Raw genomic sequence first — 21,456 nt, 5'->3', positions numbered from 1 at the left:
AACAAACGTAATTCTTGTATGTCAAGCGTTGGCCACGAACACCTTTGCCCGCTTCTTGAGTGTGGATGAGGAAATCGGGGAGTAATAGACAGTGCTTTTCGTCACGACGATGGACTTGGCTTCCTCTTCGCCGATATATTCCACATTCTTTTGCTGACAGGCGTGGCTGGCAAACTGCTTCGATATTTTCGAGGATTTCTCAATCGATATGTCAAAAATAGCGACCAATTCCGCGGATCGGATAATTCTTTCACCGCCTAGATGAATATACATAGTCCCAACTCCTTAAGAACCAACGTGTCCATCATGGACTTGATAAATATTGGCCTTCTTCAGTTTATCCACATTCAGGCTCTCGACCCCAGTCGCGGTAATAAAGGTTTGTACCTTGCTCTGAAATGTCTCGATCAGCTGTGTTTGGCGGTAAGGGTCAAGCTCAGATAGCACATCATCCAGAAGCAATACCGGATACTCTCCAATCTCTTCCTGAATCAGTTCAATTTCCGCCAGTTTGAGAGACAGTGCCGTCGTGCGCTGCTGCCCCTGAGATCCGTAGGTATGAACTTCCCTGCCATTGATGTAAAAGGCCAAATCATCACGATGAGGCCCGGCAAGTGTCATACCGCGCCGAAGCTCCTGATCCTTCAGTTGTGATAATTTTAACATAAATTGTTCAAAAAGATAAGCTTCATCTTCCTCCACCTCTTCACCAAACGACGGAAGATAGACAAGCTTCAGGTCTTCGCTGCCGTTCGTAATGCCATGGTGGATGGTTTCTGCCCATCGTTGCAGCTTTACTATGAATTGTTTCCTCTTTTTTATAATTTTAACACCATGCTCTGCCAGCTGCTGGTCCCATACTTCCAGGAGCCCCTGCTGCGGCTTGTCTTTACCCCACATTTGCTTGAGTAAATTATTACGCTGATTCAATACCTTTTGATACTGCTGTAGATGATACAGGTATCCGGGTTGAACCTGACCGATTTCCATATCAAGAAAACGCCGGCGCACACCAGGCGTTCCCTTCACAATTTCTAGATCCTCAGGCGCAAACATCACCACATTCAGCGATCCGATAAAGTCACTCAGCTTCCGCTGCTCGAGGCCATTGATTTTTGCCTTCTTCCCCTGTGGGGACAAATCCAGGTCGAGCGTCAGCGGCCCATACTTTTTCTCCACTACCGCCGACAGATGCGCATTTTTATCCTGAAAAGAGATCAGCTCCCGGTCTCTTGAGGTACGGTGGCTTTTGGTAAGCGCGAGGACAAAAATCGCCTCCAGCAGATTGGTTTTCCCCTGGGCGTTTTGCCCGATCAGCAGGTTGACATCGCCGAACGATTCCAGCTGCAGCGCCTCATAGTTACGATAATGCTGCAGACTGATGCTTTTTACAAACACTGTGCTTCCTCCTCATCTCCTGCCAGACGCCACTTATAGCTGCGGCTTCGAGAGGGGCATATCAGGACTGGCGAGCCACCGTAAACTCACCGCAGTCCTCCACTTTTATCTGATCACCGGGATACAGCTTGCGTCCGCGGCGTTCCTCAGGTTCTCCATTCACAAGCACCTGACCTTCTTGTAGCAGAGCCTTCGCCATCCCGCCTGTGGATACGCAATTTGCCAGTTTTAAAAATTGATCTAGCTTAATATATTCACTGTGGATAACTATTTCGTTCATCGGTAACGCCCTTCCTGTGCATAAGTTCAAGATGCTTTTTTTAGTTCGTGGTCCGGTAAGGAAGAATGATGTACGAGCTTTGGCTGTCATCCATTGGTTTCAAAATAATTGGACTCATCATCCCGGTAAAGGCGATCATCAGCTGCTCGCTTTCCACGATTTTCAGCACATCCAGCATATATTTGGAGTTAAAGGAAATACGCAGCGGCTCCCCTTTAAAATCAATAACTTCCAGTTCTTCACGAACCTTTCCGAGCTCGGACGAGCTGGAGGAAATTTCTATGCCCCCATTTTCCATGGTTTGCAGACGTACAATATTCGTTTTTTCTTCACGGGACAGCAAATAAGCGCGATCAATCGACTCACTTAATTTTTTTGTGTCCAAAACGAGTTCTGTTTTGTAGCTTGTCGGAATAATTCTAGAAGTATCCGGATAAATTCCGTCCAGTATACGGGAATAGAATAACACACGGTCCAGCTTAAACAGAACCTGATTGTCCGCTACGACAATATCCACCAGAGCATTTTGATCGGGAACGATCTTGCTGAGTTCGTTAAGTGTTTTACCAGCAATAACGACATTGCCGAATTTCACTTCTTCCGTTCCGTCCATATGGGCTGAGCGTGTCGCAAGACGGTGACGGTCTGTAGCGGTAAATTTCAAGTCATTATTCTCCAGGTTCCAAAGAACGCCTGTCAAAATCGGTGTCGTTTCCTGGGTGGAAATCGCAAATACCGTCTGACGGATCATGTTCTTCAGCAGCACACCCGGAATGGAAATGGTCTGATTGCCTTCAATGTCAGGCAGTACAGGGAATTCCTCGGGATCAAGACCTACCATCTGAATTTCTGTGGCACCCGAAGAGATAAAGGTTTGGAAATTCTCCTTAACCTCCATTTGCACCTCTTGGGAAGGAAGCTTCTTGATAATTTCCACAAAGAATTTGGCAGGAAGCACGACGCTGCCGGTTTGTTCTACCTGAACGATCGTCCGGTTGTCATCCTCTGCAGGAATAAACGACTGGATAGAGATATCCGTGTCGCTGGCGGTTAAAGTAACGCCCTGATGTGTCACATCCAGTTTAATACCACCGAGGATCGGAATGGTTGTACGGCTGGATATGGCCTTGGACACATGCTGAATGGATTCGTTAAGGACATTTTTAAGGATGTTGATCTTCATCTTTTCACTCCTAGCAGGAATTTCGGGCTGATGGCGAGTAGGCTTTTGGGACTCGCTGTGCGCAGCTCTTATGATATATATTTTTATATTTTAAATAATAGTAATAGCAGTAGGGGCACTGAATATGTGGATAAGCCCAACAAGTCTAATAAAAGTAAGCCTATCCACATGTGTATAGATTGTGCATAGGCTTTGAACTTGTTCAGGTTGGATTTTTGATTTTTTCTGTAATATTATTGACCACTTTATAGAGATCCTGATCATTCTTAAGCGATTGGGTTATTTTCTCATGCGCATGAATCACCGTCGTGTGATCCCGGCCTCCGAAAGCTTCCCCAATTTTGGGCAGGGAAAAATCCGTCAGCTCGCGCGAAAGATACATGGCAATTTGACGCGGGAAGGCAACGGCTTTTGTTCGTTTTCGTGCCTTAAAATCCTCAAGTTTCAAATTATAGTATTCCCCGACCTTTTGCTGAATGTCCTGAATCGTGATCATTCTTGGTCGGCTGGAAGGAATGATATCCTTCAGCGCTTCGGCAGCCAGATGCGTAGTGACATCCTGATTGGTAAGCGACGAATAGGCGACGACCCGGATCAAGGCACCCTCTAGTTCACGGATGTTGGTATCGATCTGATTGGCGATATACATCATGGCTTCATTCGGGATATCGAGATTTTCGGCCTTCGCTTTTTTCCGTAGAATGGCGATTCGCGTTTCCAAATCCGGCGGCTGAATATCGGTGATTAGTCCCCATTCAAAGCGGGATCTGAGACGGTCTTCTAGCGTTGGGATTTCCTTTGGCGGTCTATCGCTGGAAATGATAATTTGCTTCTGTTCTTCATGCAGCGCGTTAAATGTATGGAAAAATTCCTCCTGAGTCGATTCTTTCCCAGCAAGGAATTGAATGTCGTCAATCAGTAGTATATCCACATTGCGATACTTGTTTCGGAAGCTTTCCGCACGGTTATCGCGGATGGAATTAATGAATTCATTCGTGAATTTCTCGGAAGAAATGTACACGACACGGCTTGCGGGATTGTGCTCCAGGATGTAATGGCCAATCGCGTGCATCAAGTGTGTTTTTCCCAGTCCTACTCCCCCGTATAAAAATAAAGGGTTGTAAGCTTTTGCCGGCGCCTCGGCGACGGCGAGCGATGCCGCATGGGCAAACCGGTTCCCGGATCCAATAACGAACGTATCAAAGGTGTATTTGGGATTCAGCATATGAGTAAATGCTTCTTCTTGGGTCACCTGAGGCATTGGAGTGGGCTGCTGGGGAACGACTTCTGCAGGCTTGTTCTCTTCGATGACGAATCTCACGTCAACCTGTTTGCCAAGCACTTCAAAGATCGTCGAACTGACGAGTTTGGTATAGCGGCTTTCCAACCATTCAACAGCAAAAGTCGTAGGCGCGGAAATGACAATGGAGTGGTCACTCATTTGGATTGCTTTCGTTGCTTTAAACCAGGTGTCGAAGCTTGGCTTGCTGAGCTTGGTATGAATAATTGATAGGATTTGCTGCCATAATTCGGAAGTATGGCTGTCCACAGACTGTCACTCCTTTAAATCTTCCAAATGCGGCCTTGGCCTCCGCTACTTGAGTGGAATTGTCGAAAAAAAATGAATGCTGCTGAATTTTATCCCCAGTTTCACGGAAGGAGAAAATAAAAAAAAGTGGACAAATAAAAATTGTTCACAAGTTTATCCACAGCTTGTTGATAATATTGAGGGTGAAAACAGATATTCACATCCAAAAGTAATATAATCATAGCAAAAGAATCCCTTTTTATCAATGTGTGCGTCCATTTTATCCACAAATTCAATAAGTTGTGTATAAATATTATTCACAATACTATATATTGTTTATAATTTGTTTAAGTTTCGACAGCATCCTTAAAATTTCCAAATTAGTTGTGCACAGCTTGTGCCGGAAAATAGAAAGCTTCGACGATTTTTGTGAACAAGTGGATAAGTGCGATCTGTGGATTTAAACAATGAACATTTCGCTTGGCCTGTGGAAAACTCTTTGGACCACAGAGGGATGTACCAGAAGCACAAAATGTGAATTTTCTTATATATAGGAATGATGAAAATGGATAAAATGAGGGAGGATCGTCCCTATCCTTGAAAATTTGATATATAATGAGGGAAGGGATCAGTTGACTTTTAGGCTATGGCGTGGTTAAATGTAAAAAGGCATTTTCTGTGTAAATGAAAATGAATTTAACCATAAAGGTTATGAGATCCTGTAAGGGGGTGTGCAATACATGAGACCGACATTTAGACCGAATGTGAGCAAACGCAAAAAGGTTCATGGTTTCCGGAAAAGAATGAGCACGAAAAACGGCCGTAAAGTGCTGGCAGCTCGTCGCCTGAAAGGCAGAAAAGTATTGAGTGCGTAAATTTCGTGCATGAAGACCACTGCGGTGGTCTTTTTTTCTTCAATTTTGCAGGTTTGCGATGTCCTTTTCTGCGTTTTGAGCTATAGATTGGTTTCCAGGAGAGTAAAAAGAGGGAAGAGTGTATAGGATATCCGGTGGTTTATGATGACTAAGGGATGTCGATACTGTTTTTTGAAGATTTCCTTATATTATATGAAGTAAAAATTTCAAATATCTTTTTTATGATGAGAATGCTTCAAATAAATGACCGCTTGAATAAAGAGGGCGGATGGGCAGGCAGGGGATACGGTTGCACAAAAGTTTACGTTTACGAAACCGAGCGGACTTCAGCCGCGTATATCGTCATGGGAAGTCTTTTGCGAATCATCAATTTGTCGTATACTGGTTCCGCAAAAAAGAGGTAGAGAAATTTCGAGTGGGGATTTCCGTCAGCAAAAAGGTTGGCAATGCGGTTGTCCGCAACCGAATGCGCCGACTCGTTAAAGAGATTGTCCGTCATCAAGAGGATCGGCTGATTGAGCATGTGGATCTTGTCTTTATTGTCCGCAAAGGTGCCCTGGATATGCCTTATAAGGATTTGGAAAAGAGCATCCTCCACGTGCTGCGCAAAGCATCATTGCTGCGGCCTCCGGGACGGTGAAAGTTGGTTTCTTTGTCCAATTAATTATGTTATGATTTACGTTGAACGGAAGTGTTCAGAGAGGGGTTATGAAGTGTCGCTATTCAAGACGAGACGAGGTAGGAAATGGATCCTCCTCATTGCTGTCATGCTTGTTGCCATGACGGTTCTAACGGCATGCGGTTCCAATTCGGTGACCTATACTACAGAAGATATGAGATCCAGCGGTAGTTTCTGGCAGAAAAATGTAGTTTATTATTTCTCGTATGCACTCGATACATTTGCGCACTGGTTTGGTGGCGCTTATGGACTTGCTGTCCTCGTGATGGTGATTATCGTGCGGACGATTATTTTACCTTTATCGATCAAACAGGTTCGAAGCTCTAGAGCCATGCAGGCCATTCAGCCTGAGCTTGCCAAAATCAAAGAAAAGCATAAAGATAATCCGGAGAAGCAGCAGCAGGAAACGATGCGCTTGTTCCAGGAGAACAAGGTTAATCCGATGGCGGGCTGTCTGCCATTGATCGTTCAGATGCCTGTATTTATCGCTCTCTATAATTCGATTATTCACAATAAATATTTGTATGAACATTCATTCCTATGGCTCCAGCTCGGTAAGCCGGACCATACGTTTGTACTGCCGCTGCTTGCTGCAGCAACGACATTCCTGCAATCCAGAATGATGATGAAGATGAACCCGAGCCCGCAGCAGGGGGCCATGCAGTTCATGATGATGGTGTATCCGGTACTGATCTTCTTCATGTCGTATCAGTTCCCATCCGCACTGCCACTGTACTGGTTCTTCAGTAACTTGTACACGATCATTCAGAACTATTTCTTGTACCGCAACCACAAGCCTGTTGCCAATGTAGCAGCCGTGTCTTCCGCCGGTGGCGGTAACGGCAAGGGTGGAAAGAACAACAGCCAAGGCAGTAAAAGCAACAAAGGCAACGCGGGAAAAGGTAAAAAGGAGGCTAAAAAATCTAAATGAGCAAAGTCGTCGCATCAGGAAAAACCGTTGAAGAAGCTGTAAGACAAGGGCTGTCCCAGCTCGGGGTAAGTCAGGACCGTGTTACGGTCAATATAGTATCGCAGCCGTCAAAAGGATTCCTGGGACTGATTGGTGTCAAGGAAGCAAAGGTTGAGCTAACACTGCTGCCTGTGCCTCCATCCATGCCAGTCAAGACGGCATCAACATTGCCATTAGATCCGGTGTCACCGGTGGCCGAAGAAAAGAAATCCGAGCTTGATCCCTATGATGAAGCCGTACAGTTTATCATAGAAGTCGGTAAAAGTATGGGACTGGACGTCACCGTAGACGTGCAGCATACCAAGGATGTAACGACGCTTCATATATTCGGACCCGATTTGGGACTGATCATTGGCAGAAGGGGACAGACCCTGGATGCATTGCAATATCTGGCCAACATCGTGGCCAACCGTTACGCGGACAGCTACATCCGTATCGTGCTGGATGCTGAGAATTTCCGTGAGCGCCGCAAGAAAACGCTGGAGGAATTGGCGGACCGCCTGGCGGGCCGTGTGATTCGTTCACACAAAGAGGTTGTCCTTGAGCCGATGTCACCGCAGGAACGGAAGGTAATTCACTCCAAACTGCAGGATCACCCGCAGGTGAAGACATACAGCAAAGGGGAAGAACCGAACCGGCGTATCGTCATTACATTAAAGTAAAAGGGATTGTTCTAATCCTGAGATGAGACATGATGTGCAATGACTTTACTCAGCTTTCATAGCTGATGAAGTCATTGCTTTTTTCGTAGATAAGGAGCTGTTCATTCGACCCTGAAGTCTTTGCTTTTCTCGAACTGGATAGGATAGAGATAAGTGAGAGAACACGCAGACGAAAATGACAGCAGGAAAAAGAGGTGAAGATGTTGCTTAGCGATACAATAGCAGCCATTTCGACGGCAGTGGGGGAGGCAGGCATTGCGGGTATCCGTGTGAGTGGTCCTGAATCCATCGCCGAAGTGGAGAAGATTTTTCATAGTAAAACCAAGCTGACAGAAGCGGTAACGCATACCGTCCATTATGGACATATCATCGATCCTGATGGCGGTGAGCGGGTGGAGGAAGTTCTCGTCACGGTTATGCGTGCCCCCCGTTCTTTTACGACAGAGGATGTAGTAGAGATCAGTACACATGGTGGCGTCATTTCGGTGAAAAGGGTAATGGATCTGCTGCTGCAGCAGGACATCCGTTTAGCTGAACCCGGCGAATTCACCAAGCGGGCCTTTTTAAATGGCCGTATTGATTTATCCCAAGCTGAAGCCGTTATAGATTTGATTCGTTCCAAATCTGACAAGGCCTTCTCCGTGGCATTAAAGCAGGTAGAAGGAGCCTTATCCGATCAGATCGGACAGCTGCGTCACACACTGGTGGAGACGATGGCCCATATCGAAGTAAATATCGATTATCCGGAGCATGATGTAGAGTCCCTAACAGCCGAGTTTATTAAGGAAAAAAGCACAGAGGTTATGCAGGGCATAACGAAGCTGCTGAAGACAGCAGAGCAGGGGAAGATTCTGCGTGAAGGTATTAACACAGCTATCATTGGACGGCCGAATGTTGGTAAGTCCTCACTGCTTAATGCCCTGGCTCATACGAACCGCGCAATTGTAACGGATATTCCGGGAACAACGCGAGATGTGATAGAGGAATTCGTTACAATTAATAATATTCCGCTGAAGCTGCTGGATACTGCCGGTATTCGGGAAACCATGGATGTCGTTGAGAAGATCGGCGTGGAGCGCTCTAAACATGCGGTGACTGAGGCCGACTTGATTCTGCTTGTTTTGAATGCAAACGAGCCGCTGCATGAAGACGAATTGGCATTAATGGAACAAATCCGCGGTAGACAATCAATTGTTATTATGAATAAAATGGACTTACCTCCAAAGCTGGATAGGAATATCCTTTCGCGTTATTATGCGGAGGAATTGATCGTACCTATGTCTGTTAAGACTCAAGAGGGAATCGATGCGCTGGAAGCTGCGATTTCAGAGCTGTTTTTCAGTGGGAGTATTGAGTCCGGGGATCTGACGTATGTCAGTAATGTGCGTCATATTGCACTGCTCAAGAAGGCAAACAAGTCGCTGCAGGATGCCTATGAAGCGGCCGAGCAGTTCATCCCAATCGATATGATTCAGATTGATGTACGGCTCGCTTGGGAGCAGCTGGGTGAGATCATCGGAGATACGGCATCGGATACTCTGCTGGATCAGATTTTCTCGCAGTTCTGTTTAGGTAAATAAGGAATGACTTATATAGATTCACTTTTAAAAATTAAAGGAGGCTTTATTCATGAGTTATGATGGCGGCAGCTATGATGTGATTGTCATCGGTGCGGGTCATGCCGGCTGTGAAGCTGCCCTCGCTGCAGCCCGAATGGGAAGCAGCACGCTGATGATTACGATAAATTTGGATATGGTTGCTTTTATGCCTTGTAATCCTTCGATTGGTGGACCGGCGAAAGGCCATGTGGTTCGTGAGATTGATGCATTGGGCGGGGAAATGGGTCGGAATATTGACAAGACTTATATTCAAATGCGCATGCTGAACACGGGGAAGGGGCCGGCTGTTCATGCCCTGCGTGCTCAAGCGGATAAATTCCTGTATCAGCACACCATGAAGGAAACGATGGAAATGGAACCGAATCTCACCATGCGTCAAGGTATGGTTGAGGAGCTGATTGTAGAAGATGGTGTATGCGTTGGCGTGATTACCAAAACAGGCAGCGCCTATAGAGGTAAATCAGTCGTTTTGACCACAGGTACCTATCTGCGCGGCAAAGTAATTATGGGTGAAATGACGTATGAGAGCGGTCCGAATAATCAGCAGCCTTCGATTAAGCTGGCTGAAAATTTGCGTCAGCTTGGCTTTGACCTCGTTCGATTCAAAACCGGCACACCACCGCGTGTTCATAAGTCAACCATCGACTTTTCAAAAACAGAAATTCAGCCTGGAGATGACAAGCCGAAGTTCTTTTCTTATGAGACGAAGGGTTCCGATAACGAACAGCTTCCTTGCTGGTTGACATATACGTCCCTGGAAACCCATCAGATTATTAATGCGAATCTCCACCGGGCTCCGATGTTCTCTGGGATCATTGAAGGAACAGGGCCACGGTACTGCCCATCCATAGAGGATAAAATTGTACGCTTCAGCGATAAGCCGAAACATCAGATTTTCCTGGAGCCAGAAGGCAAGAATACGTCTGAATATTATGTCCAAGGACTCTCCACCAGTATGCCGGAGGATGTCCAGCTTGCTATGCTGCGTTCCATTCCGGGTCTTGAAAAAGTTGAAATGATGCGTAACGGCTACGCAATTGAATATGATGCGGTTGTTCCGACTCAATTATGGCCTTCGCTTGAAACTAAAATGATTCCGGGACTGTTCACAGCAGGGCAAATCAATGGTACTTCCGGTTATGAAGAGGCTGCCGGGCAGGGAATCATGGCGGGTATTAACGCAGCACGCCGGGTACAAGGCAAAGAGCCAGTCGTTCTTGATCGTTCGCAGGGATATATCGGCGTTCTGATCGATGACCTGGTCACGAAAGGTACGAATGAGCCTTATCGTTTACTCACGTCACGTGCAGAATACCGTTTGCTTCTGCGTCATGACAATGCAGATGTACGCTTAACACCGCTGGGCCATGAGATCGGTCTGATTTCCGATGAACGTTTTGCCAGATTCCTCGATAAGAAGGAGAAGGTAGAGCAGGAGATCGAACGCTTGCAGGCAGTCAAGGTAGGGCCATCACATGTGAACGAAATGCTTGAACGGCATGGATCTGCGCCTATTCAGGATGGAAGTAATCTGCTTGTCATTCTGCGTCGTCCTGAAATAAGCCATGACCATATTGAAGAAATCTCGCCATCTCCATATGATCTGACAGAAGAAATGAAGGAACAGGTGGAGATTCAAATTAAATATGCCGGTTATATCGAGAAACAGCTTATTCATGTGGAACGTTTGAAAAAGATGGATAAGAAGAAGATTCCGGATACGATTGATTACAATGAAATTGAGGGCATAGCTATTGAAGCTCGGCAGAAACTATCAAGTATCCGTCCTATTTCAATTGGTCAGGCTTCCCGTATATCAGGGGTAACGCCTGCGGATATTTCGATTCTGCTGGTTTATCTGGAGCATTACAACCGGGTAACAGCCGCAAGAGGTTAATATATGGACCATATACAAGAGGCATTTACACAGCGGCTGCTTGAAAAGGGAATTGAGATCAGCCCTTCTCAATTGGATCAGTTCGAAACATACTTTAATGAGCTGGTGCTTTGGAATGAAAAGATGAATCTAACCGGCATCACGGATCGGGAACAGGTCTACACCAAGCATTTTTTTGATTCCATTACCCTTGCGTTCTATGTGGATATCAAAAGTATGAAGACAATGGCTGATATCGGCTCAGGTGCTGGGTTTCCTGGGATTCCGCTTAAAATATGTTTCCCTCATCTTCAGCTGACCATCATTGATTCATTGAACAAGCGAATTAACTTCCTCAAGCATATCGTGCAGGAGACAGGAATTGAGCATGTTGAACTCCTGCACGGTCGTGCGGAGGACTGGGCACAAAAACCGGGCCACCGCGACAACTATGATTTGGTTACTGCCCGGGCTGTCGCCAAGCTTGCCGTACTGAATGAGTTTTGTCTTCCTTATGTTAAGGTGGGCGGTATATTTGCAGCGATGAAGGGGAGCAATCCCGATGTGGAAGTGCAGGAAGCCTCCCACAGTTTAAAAGAGTTAAAGGGCAAACTCCATCGTGTGGAAAATTTTGTGCTTCCCGTTGAAGAATCGGAACGTCATATTATCATCATTGATAAAACAGGCCCGACACCACGGAAATATCCCCGAAAAGCAGGAACGGCTCTTAAAACACCGTTATGATGATTGAAGCGTTACTTATGGATTGAACTTGTTTTCTGAGTTTCATAGAAAAAGAGATGAAGAGGAATGTTTCACGTGAAACATTCCTTTTTTTGTGCGCAATTTAACTTATTTTTTAATCGCTCTTAGTTACTCCGAGGAAAGAGTAAATGGAGGGATATCCCAGAAAAGAGCTGCAAGCCTTTCCTGTTTCAAGTTGAACTTAAAAGTGCACATTGGAACACCCTATATTCTATATTTTCTACCGAACTTCACTCCATAAATATGGTTAAAAGCGGGAATTTCCTGAAGCTGCAGAGGCCTTTAATGCACTTGAAAAAATAAGTGTCCAGCAGGAAAAAAAGAGGACTTTGGAGAATAGGATTATATGAAAAAAAGTGGTAGAATAGAGAGAGTTGTTGAGGCTAGGTTATAATATCGATTTTACGTAACGGTTGACCGGCGCGCAGGGCGCTTGAAGTGTTTATCCCTTGAGCTCATTTTGGGATAATCATGCAGCTTGAAAGCGGTATAAAGACAGATTTTAATACTCGAGAATTCGATGCAAGTCGATTGCTGTGAATGATGCTGACCGAGCGCTTTGCCAAAGTGCTATTACGAAATTAGGTGGTAATATACGGAATGAAAGAACAATTTTCTAAATTGTTTGGTTTGACGGAGCGAAACAACGGTGATGAAGTGAAACAAATTCCAGTGGGGGAGATTGTTAGCAGTCCTTATCAACCCCGCACGATTTTTGATGATGAGAAGATTGATGAGTTGTGTCAGACCATCAAAACTCATGGTGTTATCCAGCCGATTGTTGTTCGTGTTCGCAATTCCAAATATGAGATCATTGCCGGAGAACGGCGCTGGCGTGCTGTAACGAAACTGGGGATGGAAACAATCCCTGCGATAGTTCGCGAATTTAATGATTCCCAAGCTGCTTCGATTGCGTTAATTGAAAATCTGCAGCGTGAAGGTCTGACATCCATTGAGGAAGCGGTAGCTTACCAGAAGCTGATCGACCTTCATCAATTGACTCAGGAAAGCCTTGCACAACGTCTCGGGAAGAGCCAGTCGACCATAGCCAATAAGATTCGTTTGCTTCATCTGCCTGAAGAGGTGAAGACAGCTCTTATGGAGCGTAAGATTACAGAACGGCATGCGCGTGCACTGCTGTCTCTGGATACAAAAGAACTGCAGCTTAAGCTGCTATCTGAAGTAATCTCCAAAGAACTGAATGTTAAACAAACGGAAGCAAGAGTTGCTTACTATAAAGAGGCATCTAAGATCAAGAAATCTAAACGTATTTCTTTTACTAAAGATGTACGTTTAGCGTTGAATACAATCCGTCAATCCATTGATATGGTTTCTGATTCCGGGTTGTCCATTAAAACGACAGAAAATGATCGGGAAGACCATTACGAAATCGTGATACAAATTCCCAAGCGTTAATACATGTTGCAGCTGCGGCTAGTAGGCCGCTTTTTTTGGCTGATGGTATAGGAGCAAACGGCTTCTGTTAAGGCCCGCATGTAGGGGGAGGGAGCGGTTTGCATTTTGCTGTATAGCCGCTTTTAAGCAAATAATGATGAGAAAATCGAAGCTTGTGGTTCCAGGCTCAGGATTTCCTTTTGTAAGGAAAAATGCACTTGTGCAGAGCGAAGCCGTTTCAGCTTGTATCTGGATAGACGGATGTGGATGGTTGTCTCATCTATGATGTTTCTTCCAGGATATATGCAGCCAATTGTTTTGCTGTATAACATAATCCCGTGACCTACAAGATGAGTTTTCATACACAATGAGGTGAAATTGAGTGTCCAAAATCATTGCCATAGCAAATCAAAAGGGCGGAGTAGGGAAGACTACGACCTCCGTCAATCTCGGTGCAGGTTTGGCTTCACTCGGTAAAAGAGTGCTGCTGGTGGATATTGACCCGCAAGGGAATACCACGAGTGGTGTGGGTGTGAATAAAGCTGATGTTGCCAATTGTATTTATGATGTCATCATCAACGAAGTTCATCCCAAGGAAGCGATTCTTGAGACACAGGTCGAAGGACTGCATATTATTCCGGCTACCATACAGCTGGCGGGCGCGGAAATTGAATTGGTTCCTACCATTTCACGGGAGCTTCGTTTGAAAAAATCGCTTCAACTCGTGAAGGCTAATTATGATTATGTCCTGATCGACTGCCCCCCATCATTGGGGATATTAACGATTAATTCATTGACAGCGGCTGATTCCGTGATCATACCGATCCAGTGTGAATATTACGCGCTGGAAGGCTTAAGCCAACTTCTTAATTCTGTGCGTCTGGTACAAAAACATCTGAACACCTCGCTTAAGATTGAAGGAGTCCTACTTACCATGCTGGATGCACGGACAAACCTCGGAATTCAGGTGATTGAAGAAGTTAAAAAGTATTTTCAAGAGAAGGTATATCGAACGATTATTCCGCGGAATGTACGCTTGAGTGAAGCGCCATCCCATGGACAATCGATTATGACGTATGATCCTCGTTCTAAAGGTGCCGAAGTTTATTTAGAGTTGGCAAAGGAAGTGATTTCTTATGAATAAACGACTGGGCAAAGGACTCGATGCTTTGATCCCTTCCCTTTCCATCAATGATGATGACAAAATCGTGGAGATTCCACTCAGCCAACTGCGCGCGAATCCATACCAGCCACGAAAAGACTTTAATGAGGAGTCTATACAGGAATTAGCTGAATCTATCCGTCAGCATGGCGTTATTCAGCCCATTATTGTGCGCAGTGTCTTGAAGGGATATGAAATCATTGCTGGTGAACGCCGGTTCCGTGCCTCGCAATTCTGCGGAAAAGCGACGATCCCTGCAGTTGTTCGAAGCTTCAGTGATCAACAGGTTATGGAAATTGCATTGATTGAAAATCTGCAGCGTGAGAACCTGAATGCGATGGAAGTTGCGGTAGCTTACCAAGGTCTGATGGATCAGTATTCGCTCACTCAGGAGGAGTTATCGCTCAAGGTAGGGAAATCAAGATCACATATCGCCAATTTTCTGAGATTGCTATCGCTTCCAGAGGAAGTGAAGGATTATGTTTCACGTGGAACATTATCTATGGGACATGCGCGTGCCATTGTAGGGTTGAAGGATCCGGCACTCATTAAACAGCTTGCCAAGCAATGTGTTGCCAATGAGTGGAGTGTCAGAGATCTAGAGGAAGCTGTTAAAAGTTTGGATCGGAAAGCAGTGGACAAGAACAAAGTTAAAGTGAAAAAGCGTGATCCCTACATTGATAATCTGGAAGAATCTTTACGCGAAAGATTCAGAACAACCGTTAAGATAAAGCAAAGTAAAGACAAAGGGAAAATTGAATTAAACTATTACAGCAAACAGGATCTGGAACGACTGTTAGAGCTTTTGCAGTAAGAGTGATCTTATGGTAATGCCAAGGTGACATGTCCGGCTGTATCCCTGGTAGGGGAAAAGGATGTGTCATTCTCTATTTCCAGGGAGCAAAACAATTCGCAATATAAAAACAGCATGCTGCTACATTCCACAAGTGGTACCCTAATAAAATAAAGTCACTCTATAATGGAAGCCATGATTCGAAGGGGGTACAACTTGTGAAGCCCGTTATTTATTTGGACCATGCCGCCACATCGTGGCCTAAGCCTCCTGAGGTCATGAAGGCGATGCAGATCGCTATGGAGGAGGCAGCAGCCAATCCTGGGCGCGGAAGCCATCAGATGGCAGTCAAAGCAAGCAGAGTACTGTTTGAGACGCGTAGGGTGCTGTCTCGATTGTTTGGGGTTCATAACCCGAATGATGTGGTATTTACACATAACACAACAGAAGCTTTGAATCTGGCAATCAAAGGTCTGCTTCATAAAGGTGACCGGGTCGTTGCGACGATGGTTGAGCATAACTCCGTTAGAAGGCCGTTGGAGTTTTTGAAGAGAACACTCGGGATTGAGGTGGAATATGTTCCGGTAAATGACCAAGGCGAGCTGGATATGCTAAAGCTAAAGGCAGCATTATCAAAGCGGCCCAAATTGGTTGTTTGCAGTCACAGCTCTAATTTGCTTGGCAGCATTTTGCCTGCAGCAGAGATTGGAGAACTGGCACATGAGCAGGGTGCTGCATTTCTGCTCGATGCTGCTCAAAGTGCGGGATGTCTTGATCTAGATGTCAATGCCATGCATGTGGATCTGCTGGCTTTTCCGGGACATAAGGGGCTGCTTGGTCCTCAAGGAACAGGCGGGTTATACATATCCCCATCCATTGATTTAGAGCCCTTATTGCATGGAGGGACAGGGAGTCAGTCGGAGGAAAAAGAGCAGCCCATGGTTCGTCCTGACCGGTATGAAGCAGGAACGCCCAATACGTTGGGGATCGCAGGCTTGAAGGCTGGTGTCGAGAAAGTCTTAGAGCTGTCCCCTCAGCAGATTTATAAACATGAATGGGACTTAACACAGCGGATTATGGAAGGTATCCAGAATATAAAAGGTATGCGTATATTGGGTCCGGAAAAAGGCAAACCCAGAACAGGGATTGTTTCGTTCGTGTCTGTTGAACGGGATTCCAGTGAAATTGCCTTCCAATTGGACCGGGAATATGGTATCGCCGTTCGTGCTGGCATGCATTGTACTCCGCTGGCGCATGAAGGCGCAGATACGCTGCAGACAGGTGCGGTTCGAGTCAGTGTAGGAGTAGATACCTCAATTGATGAGGTGGATACACTTATTGATGCAATAGAGAAAATTTTCGATAAAACATAATGGCTAGATGCGTTGTCGGTGGTCAGTGGAAATAAGGAATAACCGGTTAGATCAAGAATGAGGAAAAGGAATGAACAGCAATGTCGGACTTGAATAGTTTAATCATGGAACAACTGCAATGGTTTATCGGCGGGGTAATACTCCTCATTTTGATCTTGCTCGTTATGGTGCTTACACAAGGTGCGAAGCTTAGAAAAATGCGCCGCAAATATGATTTGATGATGGCAGGGAGTGGCGTTGAGAATCTCGAGACCCTGCTGATTGATTTGAAAGTGCAAATGGACTCCGTTGAGGATGAGCAGGAGGAGCAGCGTAAGTCACTGGAAATTCTTCTAACCAAACTGCAGCAGGTAAAGGGGCAGGTTGGCATCAAACGTTACAATGCGTTTAGTGATCAAGGAAGTGATCTGAGCTTTTCACTTGCGATTATGGATGAAAAGAAAAATGGAGTTGTCATTTCAGCTCTTTACAGCCGTGACAGCTCCTATGTTTATGCCAAACCGCTTGCGGCCGGCGAATCGACGTATGCCTTATCTCCGGAAGAAGTGGAAGCGATCAGTCTAGCCGTGCAACAAGGGTAGTGCGTGATTTCCATTCCTGAATCGCAGAGTGGAGACTGGTCGCAATAATTTCAGATAAACGTACAACCAGACTTAACCGTGTATTTTGCAATACAAAATATTCCATGAAGCCGCCGACATTAACGATACCTGTCAAATGGATATCGCCAACCGGCGGCAATTCTTTATGTACACCTGCACCGGGTTTTAAAGGGCCGCTGGCAACCTGGATGCAGCCCACACTGGTGGACTGTCCGAGACAAGCATCGATACCAATGACAAAAGGATTGTCATACAAAGCATAGATTGAGGACAATGTTTCCTGCAGATTTACGGCATGAACAGGCTCTTCCAAAGTTCCGAACAGATGAAACCAAGGACTTTTATAGCGTGTCAGAGCTGTCCCCACCAAAGGTCCGAGACAATCCCCAGTAGAACGGTCAGTGCCAATACATACGATAATGACCTGCTGTTTTTCTTCAGCCTGGGATAAGTAAAACAAAAGACGGTGGATGATAGCAGAATGGATTTCAGGGTCAGTATGTGGTATTTTTAAGCATGAAAGCTGCTGTTGCTGGGAAGGGTTAGGCAGCTGAGTCATAGAATCTTCCTTTCAAAATGCAATTGGTAGTATCTAGTATATGGACGGTTGCATGTTTTTATACTTCCCGGGACAAGCAATTTATTTGAACGGAAGGCGGGCCTTGAAGAAATGGAATCGTGGATGTTGATTGCCTTCGACTCGACGCAGCAGGCGCTTCGAACTGAAATGCTGCTGGAGTATGCGGATATTGAAATAGATCTTTTTCCTACACCGAAGACCATTACGGCGGGCTGTGCTTTATCCATACAATTTCCCAAGGATGAGCTTGCATCCGTTCAGCAAATCATTGTTCAGGAGCATGTGGATATTAGAGGAATCTACTACAAAGACAATCATGATAGATATATAAGCATCGAAGGCTAGGAGGTAGATGAGTTGATGAATCCATATTGGGTGGAAATAAAAACAGATGGCGTGGAGGGGGCTGTGGATAAAGCAGTTAATTTCAGCGACAAGCTGTGGGATTGGTTTACGAATGTGGATATGTGGACAAGTGTGTTGTTCTCGGGCATCCGGATTATCGTCCTTTTTCTGGTTACCCGTATCATCATTCGCGTCGTTTCCAAATTGATTGATCGGTCGCTTGCACGCCAGGAACAAAGCCGGATGAATATGAACCCCCGCCGGTTCGCAACGGTTGCGGAACTTATGAAAAACGTAACCTCAGTAACCTGCAACTTTGTAATGGTCTTGTTGATCCTGTCGGAATTCAACTTTCATCTTGGGCCTCTGTTGGCCGGTGCGGGCGTGCTTGGCCTGGCAATCGGTTTTGGTGCACAGAGCCTGGTGAAGGATGTCATTACGGGATTCTTCATTATATTGGAGGACCAGTTTGCGGTAGGAGATGTTATTCAAACGGGGACGTATACAGGAACGGTTGAATTGATTGGACTTCGTTCCACACGGATTGTGAATATGAACGGTGAGACCTATATTCTGCCAAACGGCATGATTACAAGCGTAACCAACTATTCGTTCTCAAATGCACTTGCTATGGTGGATCTGCCATTCAAAAACGAAAGAACGCTTGAAGATACAGTCAGTTTGATCAAATCGGCGTTGACGGGTATACAGGAACGGGATGGAAATATCATTGCTGTACCGGATGTGCTTGGCATTCAATCCATGAATACCAGTGAATATGTAATTCGGATCGTAGCCCAATGTGTACCTAATACCCGAACAGAGGTAGAGCGGATGATTCTGGAGAATATCAAGCAGGCGATGGAGTTCGAGGATATGCAAAAACAAGCACTGGCCGAACTGGCAGCTTCGGATGAAAAAGGAGGAGAATAGGCAATGGAACGCAAGGTGTTTCAGCTGGGGGATATCATCCAAATGAAGAAGAACCATCCATGTGGCAGCAATGAAATGGAAGTCATTCGCATGGGAATGGATATCCGGATTAAGTGTGTCGGATGCCAGCACAGTGTATTGATTCCCCGGGCCAAATTCGAGAAAAATATGAAAAAGGTGCTCCGCTCCAAGGAAGCGGAGGGAGAAGTAGAAGAAATGTAAAATTTGTAAAGCCTGTCTTGCACATTTTACAATGTTATGATACAATCAATTTTGCTGCGGAAAGGTACCCAAGAGGTCCAAGGGGGCTGACTCGAAATCAGTTAGGCGTCGCAAGGCGTGCGAGGGTTCGAATCCCTCTCTTTCCGCCACATTCCCTTTTTCATCAAATATACTTCATAGAATAACGTAATCAGATAAAACCTTTGGCCCGTCATCGCCAGAGGTTTTTTGCTGTTTATTTCAGTGAAATAAGTCCACAAACCAAAGAAGGACCCGAAGGTCCTTCTGTTTGGCAGACGGTACTTAAATGGATTTTTGGAATTCGTTCTACAACTAACACGTCAGTTGAAACTTTGGATAAGCCGAGGAGCAATCCGGGATTGCTCCAGACAGAGTGTCTTTGGCACGTCCCTCCGCTTCTATAATGTTATGCTGTTTCTGACTTCCAGTGATTTGTTACGCAGCTCAGGCCCAACGGAACCACACCTCTCTCGTAACCGTCTAATTGTATTATCTGCAGGTTAAGCCGTTTTATGCATCATTTTCGAAAAAAAATTAATGGACCTTCGCTTTGCTTTTCTTTTTCCACTTCCGGTCTTTGTTGGTGGTCTGCGGGAAGGTCTCGCCTCGCTCCATCGTGATCATCTGGGGGTCCTGGATTTCGGTATGAAAGCTGGCCTCGCCAACCTCCATGTATACACCAGGGTTCGGAGCTTTATCTCCCGGTTCGAATTCGGATTTTTCACCCATTCCTAAAACCTCCTCATATAGAAAAATGGACTGCCTATGTATTGTTTACACATCATGCCTAATCGTATAAAATCTTTTTCATTCCAATAATAGGCTGGAACAGCACATGATATGGATTGATGTAACTATTCCCAAGGCAAAAGTGAATCGATTGAATCTAGAATAGCTTGCATCTGATATGACAATTTGTTATATTAATATGGTGCGAGTTTAGGCTCGCTCCTTGTTCCTGACTCGATCAGGGGCCTAAGTCCATAAGGAGGTGAAATATATGCGCAAATATGAAGTGATGTACATTCTTCGTCCAGATGTTGAACAAGAAGCCGTTCAAGCTACAGTCGAAAAATTCCAAGGCATCATCTCCAACGGTGGAGAAATCACAAAGCATGAAGTGATGGGTAAACGCCGTCTTGCGTATGAGATCAAAAAATTCCGTGATGGCACTTTTGTTCTGGTAAACTTCAGTACAACTCCTGAAGTCGTTGCTGAGCTTGAGCGTATCATGAAAATTTCTGACGAAGTAATTCGTTATCTCATTACTCTTGACGTTGCTTAATACCAAGCTTTTCGTGTAAGTGATGAATTCGTTCGAAGGAGGGGATTTAGGTTGTTGAACCGTGTAATTTTGATTGGCCGTTTGACCAAGGATCCTGAGCTTCGCTATACTCCTGCCGGAGTTGCGGTAACGCAGTTCACGATGGCCGTAGACAGACCGTTTACGACACAAGGCGGAGAGCGGGAAGCGGATTTTATTCCAGTGGTAACTTGGAGACAGCTTGCTGAGACCTGTGCAAACTACTTGCGCAAAGGCCGTTTGACGGCAGTTGAAGGTCGCATTCAGGTACGAAATTACGAAAATAACGAAGGTAAACGTGTATACGTCACCGAAGTCATTGCCGATAATGTACGTTTCCTGGAGTCGAACCGCGATGGCGGCAGCGGCGGTGGTGGTCAAGCTCCGCGTGAAGAGACCTCTAACGGAGGCGGAAACCGCGGGAATAATAATTACTCCCGGAACAATTCCAATCAAGATCCTTTTTCCGATGACGGAAAACCGATTGATATTTCGGATGATGATTTGCCATTTTAATTAGGGAAAGGACTGAACAGCATGGCTTTTAAACAAAGAGAAGGCGGAGACAACGACAAAAGACCGGCTCGCCGCGGCGGCCGTAACAAACGTCGTAAAGTGTGCTTCTTCACTGTGAACAAAATTACTCACATTGACTATAAAGACACAGACCTGCTGAAGAAATTTATCAGCGAACGCGGAAAGATTTTGCCACGCCGTGTAACCGGTACGAGTGCAAAATACCAACGCATGCTGACGATTGCGATCAAACGCTCCCGTCAAATCGCGTTGCTGCCTTACACAACGGAATAGTCCGTTGCGCGTACAAGACCAGCATTCTGGATAACACCAGGATGCTGGTTTTTTGCATTGTTCAACATTCCGACATTTGAAT

25 protein-coding genes and 1 tRNA gene are annotated in these 21,456 nt (G+C 45.5%); 19 read left to right on the top strand and 7 right to left on the bottom strand.

The window, feature by feature from the left end; translation table 11 throughout:
* Nucleotides 1-21: 21 nt before the first annotated feature.
* The 5 genes from remB to dnaA form a co-directional block, all read right to left on the bottom strand.
* Nucleotides 22-273, bottom strand: a complete 252-nt coding sequence (gene remB, locus E6W40_RS20875) for an extracellular matrix regulator RemB (protein WP_136607534.1) — start codon at nucleotides 271-273, stop codon at nucleotides 22-24.
* A 12-nt stretch (nucleotides 274-285) separates the two neighbouring features.
* Complete coding sequence (recF, locus tag E6W40_RS20870; RefSeq protein WP_136607533.1) at nucleotides 286-1,398, bottom strand: DNA replication/repair protein RecF; 1,113 nt, start codon at nucleotides 1,396-1,398, stop codon at nucleotides 286-288.
* A 61-nt stretch (nucleotides 1,399-1,459) separates the two neighbouring features.
* Nucleotides 1,460-1,678 (bottom strand): S4 domain-containing protein YaaA, encoded by a 219-nt coding sequence (gene yaaA / locus E6W40_RS20865; protein WP_136607532.1) that lies wholly within the window; start codon nucleotides 1,676-1,678, stop codon nucleotides 1,460-1,462.
* Nucleotides 1,679-1,718: 40 nt separating this feature from the next.
* Nucleotides 1,719-2,861 carry a DNA polymerase III subunit beta gene (gene dnaN, locus E6W40_RS20860; RefSeq protein ID WP_136607531.1) on the bottom strand — a complete coding sequence of 381 codons (1,143 nt, stop codon included), beginning with the start codon at nucleotides 2,859-2,861 and terminating at the stop codon, nucleotides 1,719-1,721.
* A 202-nt stretch (nucleotides 2,862-3,063) separates the two neighbouring features.
* A complete protein-coding gene (dnaA, locus tag E6W40_RS20855; protein WP_136607530.1) occupies nucleotides 3,064-4,410 on the bottom strand; it encodes a chromosomal replication initiator protein DnaA in 1,347 nt (448 codons plus the stop codon).
* A 719-nt stretch (nucleotides 4,411-5,129) separates the two neighbouring features.
* Here dnaA and rpmH point away from each other — a divergent pair.
* The 12 genes from rpmH (at nucleotide 5,130) to E6W40_RS20795 (ending at nucleotide 17,139) form a co-directional block, all read left to right on the top strand.
* Nucleotides 5,130-5,264: a 50S ribosomal protein L34 gene (gene rpmH / locus E6W40_RS20850; RefSeq protein WP_039295761.1), complete on the top strand. Its 135-nt coding sequence runs from the start codon at nucleotides 5,130-5,132 to the stop codon at nucleotides 5,262-5,264.
* Between the two features lie 289 nt (nucleotides 5,265-5,553).
* Entirely contained in the window at nucleotides 5,554-5,904 is a 351-nt protein-coding gene (gene rnpA / locus E6W40_RS20845) for a ribonuclease P protein component (RefSeq protein WP_136607529.1), read from the top strand.
* Nucleotides 5,905-5,977: 73 nt separating this feature from the next.
* A complete protein-coding gene (locus E6W40_RS20840) occupies nucleotides 5,978-6,874 on the top strand; it encodes a YidC/Oxa1 family membrane protein insertase (RefSeq protein ID WP_136607528.1) in 897 nt (298 codons plus the stop codon).
* The gene (gene jag / locus E6W40_RS20835) at nucleotides 6,871-7,575 is read left to right on the top strand and encodes an RNA-binding cell elongation regulator Jag/EloR (protein WP_136607527.1); all 705 of its coding nucleotides are present in this window, start codon (nucleotides 6,871-6,873) and stop codon (nucleotides 7,573-7,575) included. The genes E6W40_RS20840 and jag overlap by 4 nt, the downstream gene beginning before the upstream one ends.
* A gap of 203 nt (nucleotides 7,576-7,778) precedes the next feature.
* Nucleotides 7,779-9,155: a tRNA uridine-5-carboxymethylaminomethyl(34) synthesis GTPase MnmE gene (gene mnmE, locus E6W40_RS20830; RefSeq protein WP_136608181.1), complete on the top strand. Its 1,377-nt coding sequence runs from the start codon at nucleotides 7,779-7,781 to the stop codon at nucleotides 9,153-9,155.
* A 49-nt stretch (nucleotides 9,156-9,204) separates the two neighbouring features.
* Entirely contained in the window at nucleotides 9,205-11,091 is a 1,887-nt protein-coding gene (mnmG, locus tag E6W40_RS20825) for a tRNA uridine-5-carboxymethylaminomethyl(34) synthesis enzyme MnmG (RefSeq protein ID WP_136607526.1), read from the top strand.
* A 3-nt stretch (nucleotides 11,092-11,094) separates the two neighbouring features.
* The gene (gene rsmG / locus E6W40_RS20820; RefSeq protein ID WP_136607525.1) at nucleotides 11,095-11,814 is read left to right on the top strand and encodes a 16S rRNA (guanine(527)-N(7))-methyltransferase RsmG; all 720 of its coding nucleotides are present in this window, start codon (nucleotides 11,095-11,097) and stop codon (nucleotides 11,812-11,814) included.
* A gap of 621 nt (nucleotides 11,815-12,435) precedes the next feature.
* Nucleotides 12,436-13,251, top strand: coding sequence for a nucleoid occlusion protein (gene noc, locus E6W40_RS20815; RefSeq protein WP_136607524.1), 816 nt, complete (start codon nucleotides 12,436-12,438; stop codon nucleotides 13,249-13,251).
* 361 nt (nucleotides 13,252-13,612) lie between these two features.
* Entirely contained in the window at nucleotides 13,613-14,374 is a 762-nt protein-coding gene (locus tag E6W40_RS20810) for a ParA family protein (protein WP_136607523.1), read from the top strand.
* Nucleotides 14,367-15,206: a ParB/RepB/Spo0J family partition protein gene (locus E6W40_RS20805; RefSeq protein ID WP_136607522.1), complete on the top strand. Its 840-nt coding sequence runs from the start codon at nucleotides 14,367-14,369 to the stop codon at nucleotides 15,204-15,206. The genes E6W40_RS20810 and E6W40_RS20805 overlap by 8 nt, the downstream gene beginning before the upstream one ends.
* A 197-nt stretch (nucleotides 15,207-15,403) precedes the next feature.
* On the top strand, nucleotides 15,404-16,558 hold the full coding sequence (locus E6W40_RS20800) for an aminotransferase class V-fold PLP-dependent enzyme (protein WP_136607521.1): 1,155 nt from the start codon (nucleotides 15,404-15,406) through the stop codon (nucleotides 16,556-16,558).
* A gap of 80 nt (nucleotides 16,559-16,638) precedes the next feature.
* Nucleotides 16,639-17,139 (top strand): DUF4446 family protein, encoded by a 501-nt coding sequence (locus E6W40_RS20795; RefSeq protein WP_136607520.1) that lies wholly within the window; start codon nucleotides 16,639-16,641, stop codon nucleotides 17,137-17,139.
* Here E6W40_RS20795 and yyaC read toward each other — a convergent pair.
* Nucleotides 17,114-17,719: a spore protease YyaC gene (gene yyaC / locus E6W40_RS20790; protein WP_136607519.1), complete on the bottom strand. Its 606-nt coding sequence runs from the start codon at nucleotides 17,717-17,719 to the stop codon at nucleotides 17,114-17,116. The two genes, E6W40_RS20795 and yyaC, sit on opposite strands and share 26 nt — an antisense overlap.
* A 111-nt stretch (nucleotides 17,720-17,830) precedes the next feature.
* Here yyaC and E6W40_RS20785 point away from each other — a divergent pair, with 111 nt between their 5' ends.
* From E6W40_RS20785 to E6W40_RS20770, 4 genes are all read left to right on the top strand, one after another.
* Complete coding sequence (locus E6W40_RS20785; RefSeq protein WP_136607518.1) at nucleotides 17,831-18,085, top strand: putative Se/S carrier protein; 255 nt, start codon at nucleotides 17,831-17,833, stop codon at nucleotides 18,083-18,085.
* Nucleotides 18,086-18,100: 15 nt separating this feature from the next.
* A complete protein-coding gene (locus E6W40_RS20780) occupies nucleotides 18,101-19,018 on the top strand; it encodes a mechanosensitive ion channel family protein (RefSeq protein ID WP_136607517.1) in 918 nt (305 codons plus the stop codon).
* Nucleotides 19,019-19,021: 3 nt separating this feature from the next.
* Nucleotides 19,022-19,240, top strand: a complete 219-nt coding sequence (locus E6W40_RS20775) for a DUF951 domain-containing protein (RefSeq protein ID WP_136607516.1) — start codon at nucleotides 19,022-19,024, stop codon at nucleotides 19,238-19,240.
* Nucleotides 19,241-19,298: 58 nt separating this feature from the next.
* Nucleotides 19,299-19,389 (top strand) — tRNA-Ser (locus E6W40_RS20770).
* A gap of 406 nt (nucleotides 19,390-19,795) precedes the next feature.
* Here E6W40_RS20770 and E6W40_RS20765 read toward each other — a convergent pair.
* A complete protein-coding gene (locus E6W40_RS20765) occupies nucleotides 19,796-19,990 on the bottom strand; it encodes a YjzC family protein (protein ID WP_136607515.1) in 195 nt (64 codons plus the stop codon).
* A 271-nt stretch (nucleotides 19,991-20,261) separates the two neighbouring features.
* Between E6W40_RS20765 and rpsF the strand changes: the two genes are divergently transcribed.
* From rpsF to rpsR, 3 genes are read left to right on the top strand one after another with little or no spacing between them, the layout of a single operon-like run.
* A complete protein-coding gene (gene rpsF, locus E6W40_RS20760; RefSeq protein WP_136607514.1) occupies nucleotides 20,262-20,546 on the top strand; it encodes a 30S ribosomal protein S6 in 285 nt (94 codons plus the stop codon).
* 51 nt (nucleotides 20,547-20,597) lie between these two features.
* Nucleotides 20,598-21,080: a single-stranded DNA-binding protein gene (ssb, locus tag E6W40_RS20755; RefSeq protein ID WP_136607513.1), complete on the top strand. Its 483-nt coding sequence runs from the start codon at nucleotides 20,598-20,600 to the stop codon at nucleotides 21,078-21,080.
* A 21-nt stretch (nucleotides 21,081-21,101) separates the two neighbouring features.
* Nucleotides 21,102-21,374, top strand: a complete 273-nt coding sequence (gene rpsR / locus E6W40_RS20750) for a 30S ribosomal protein S18 (RefSeq protein WP_076172485.1) — start codon at nucleotides 21,102-21,104, stop codon at nucleotides 21,372-21,374.
* Nucleotides 21,375-21,456 lie beyond the last annotated feature (82 nt).

This window comes from Paenibacillus dokdonensis (assembly GCF_004916975.1).
In the GTDB taxonomy this organism is placed as follows: Bacteria; Bacillota; Bacilli; order Paenibacillales; family Paenibacillaceae; genus Paenibacillus_AQ; species Paenibacillus_AQ dokdonensis.
Note: the sequence above shows the minus strand (reverse complement) of the source record. Positions and strands in the feature narration are given on the sequence as shown.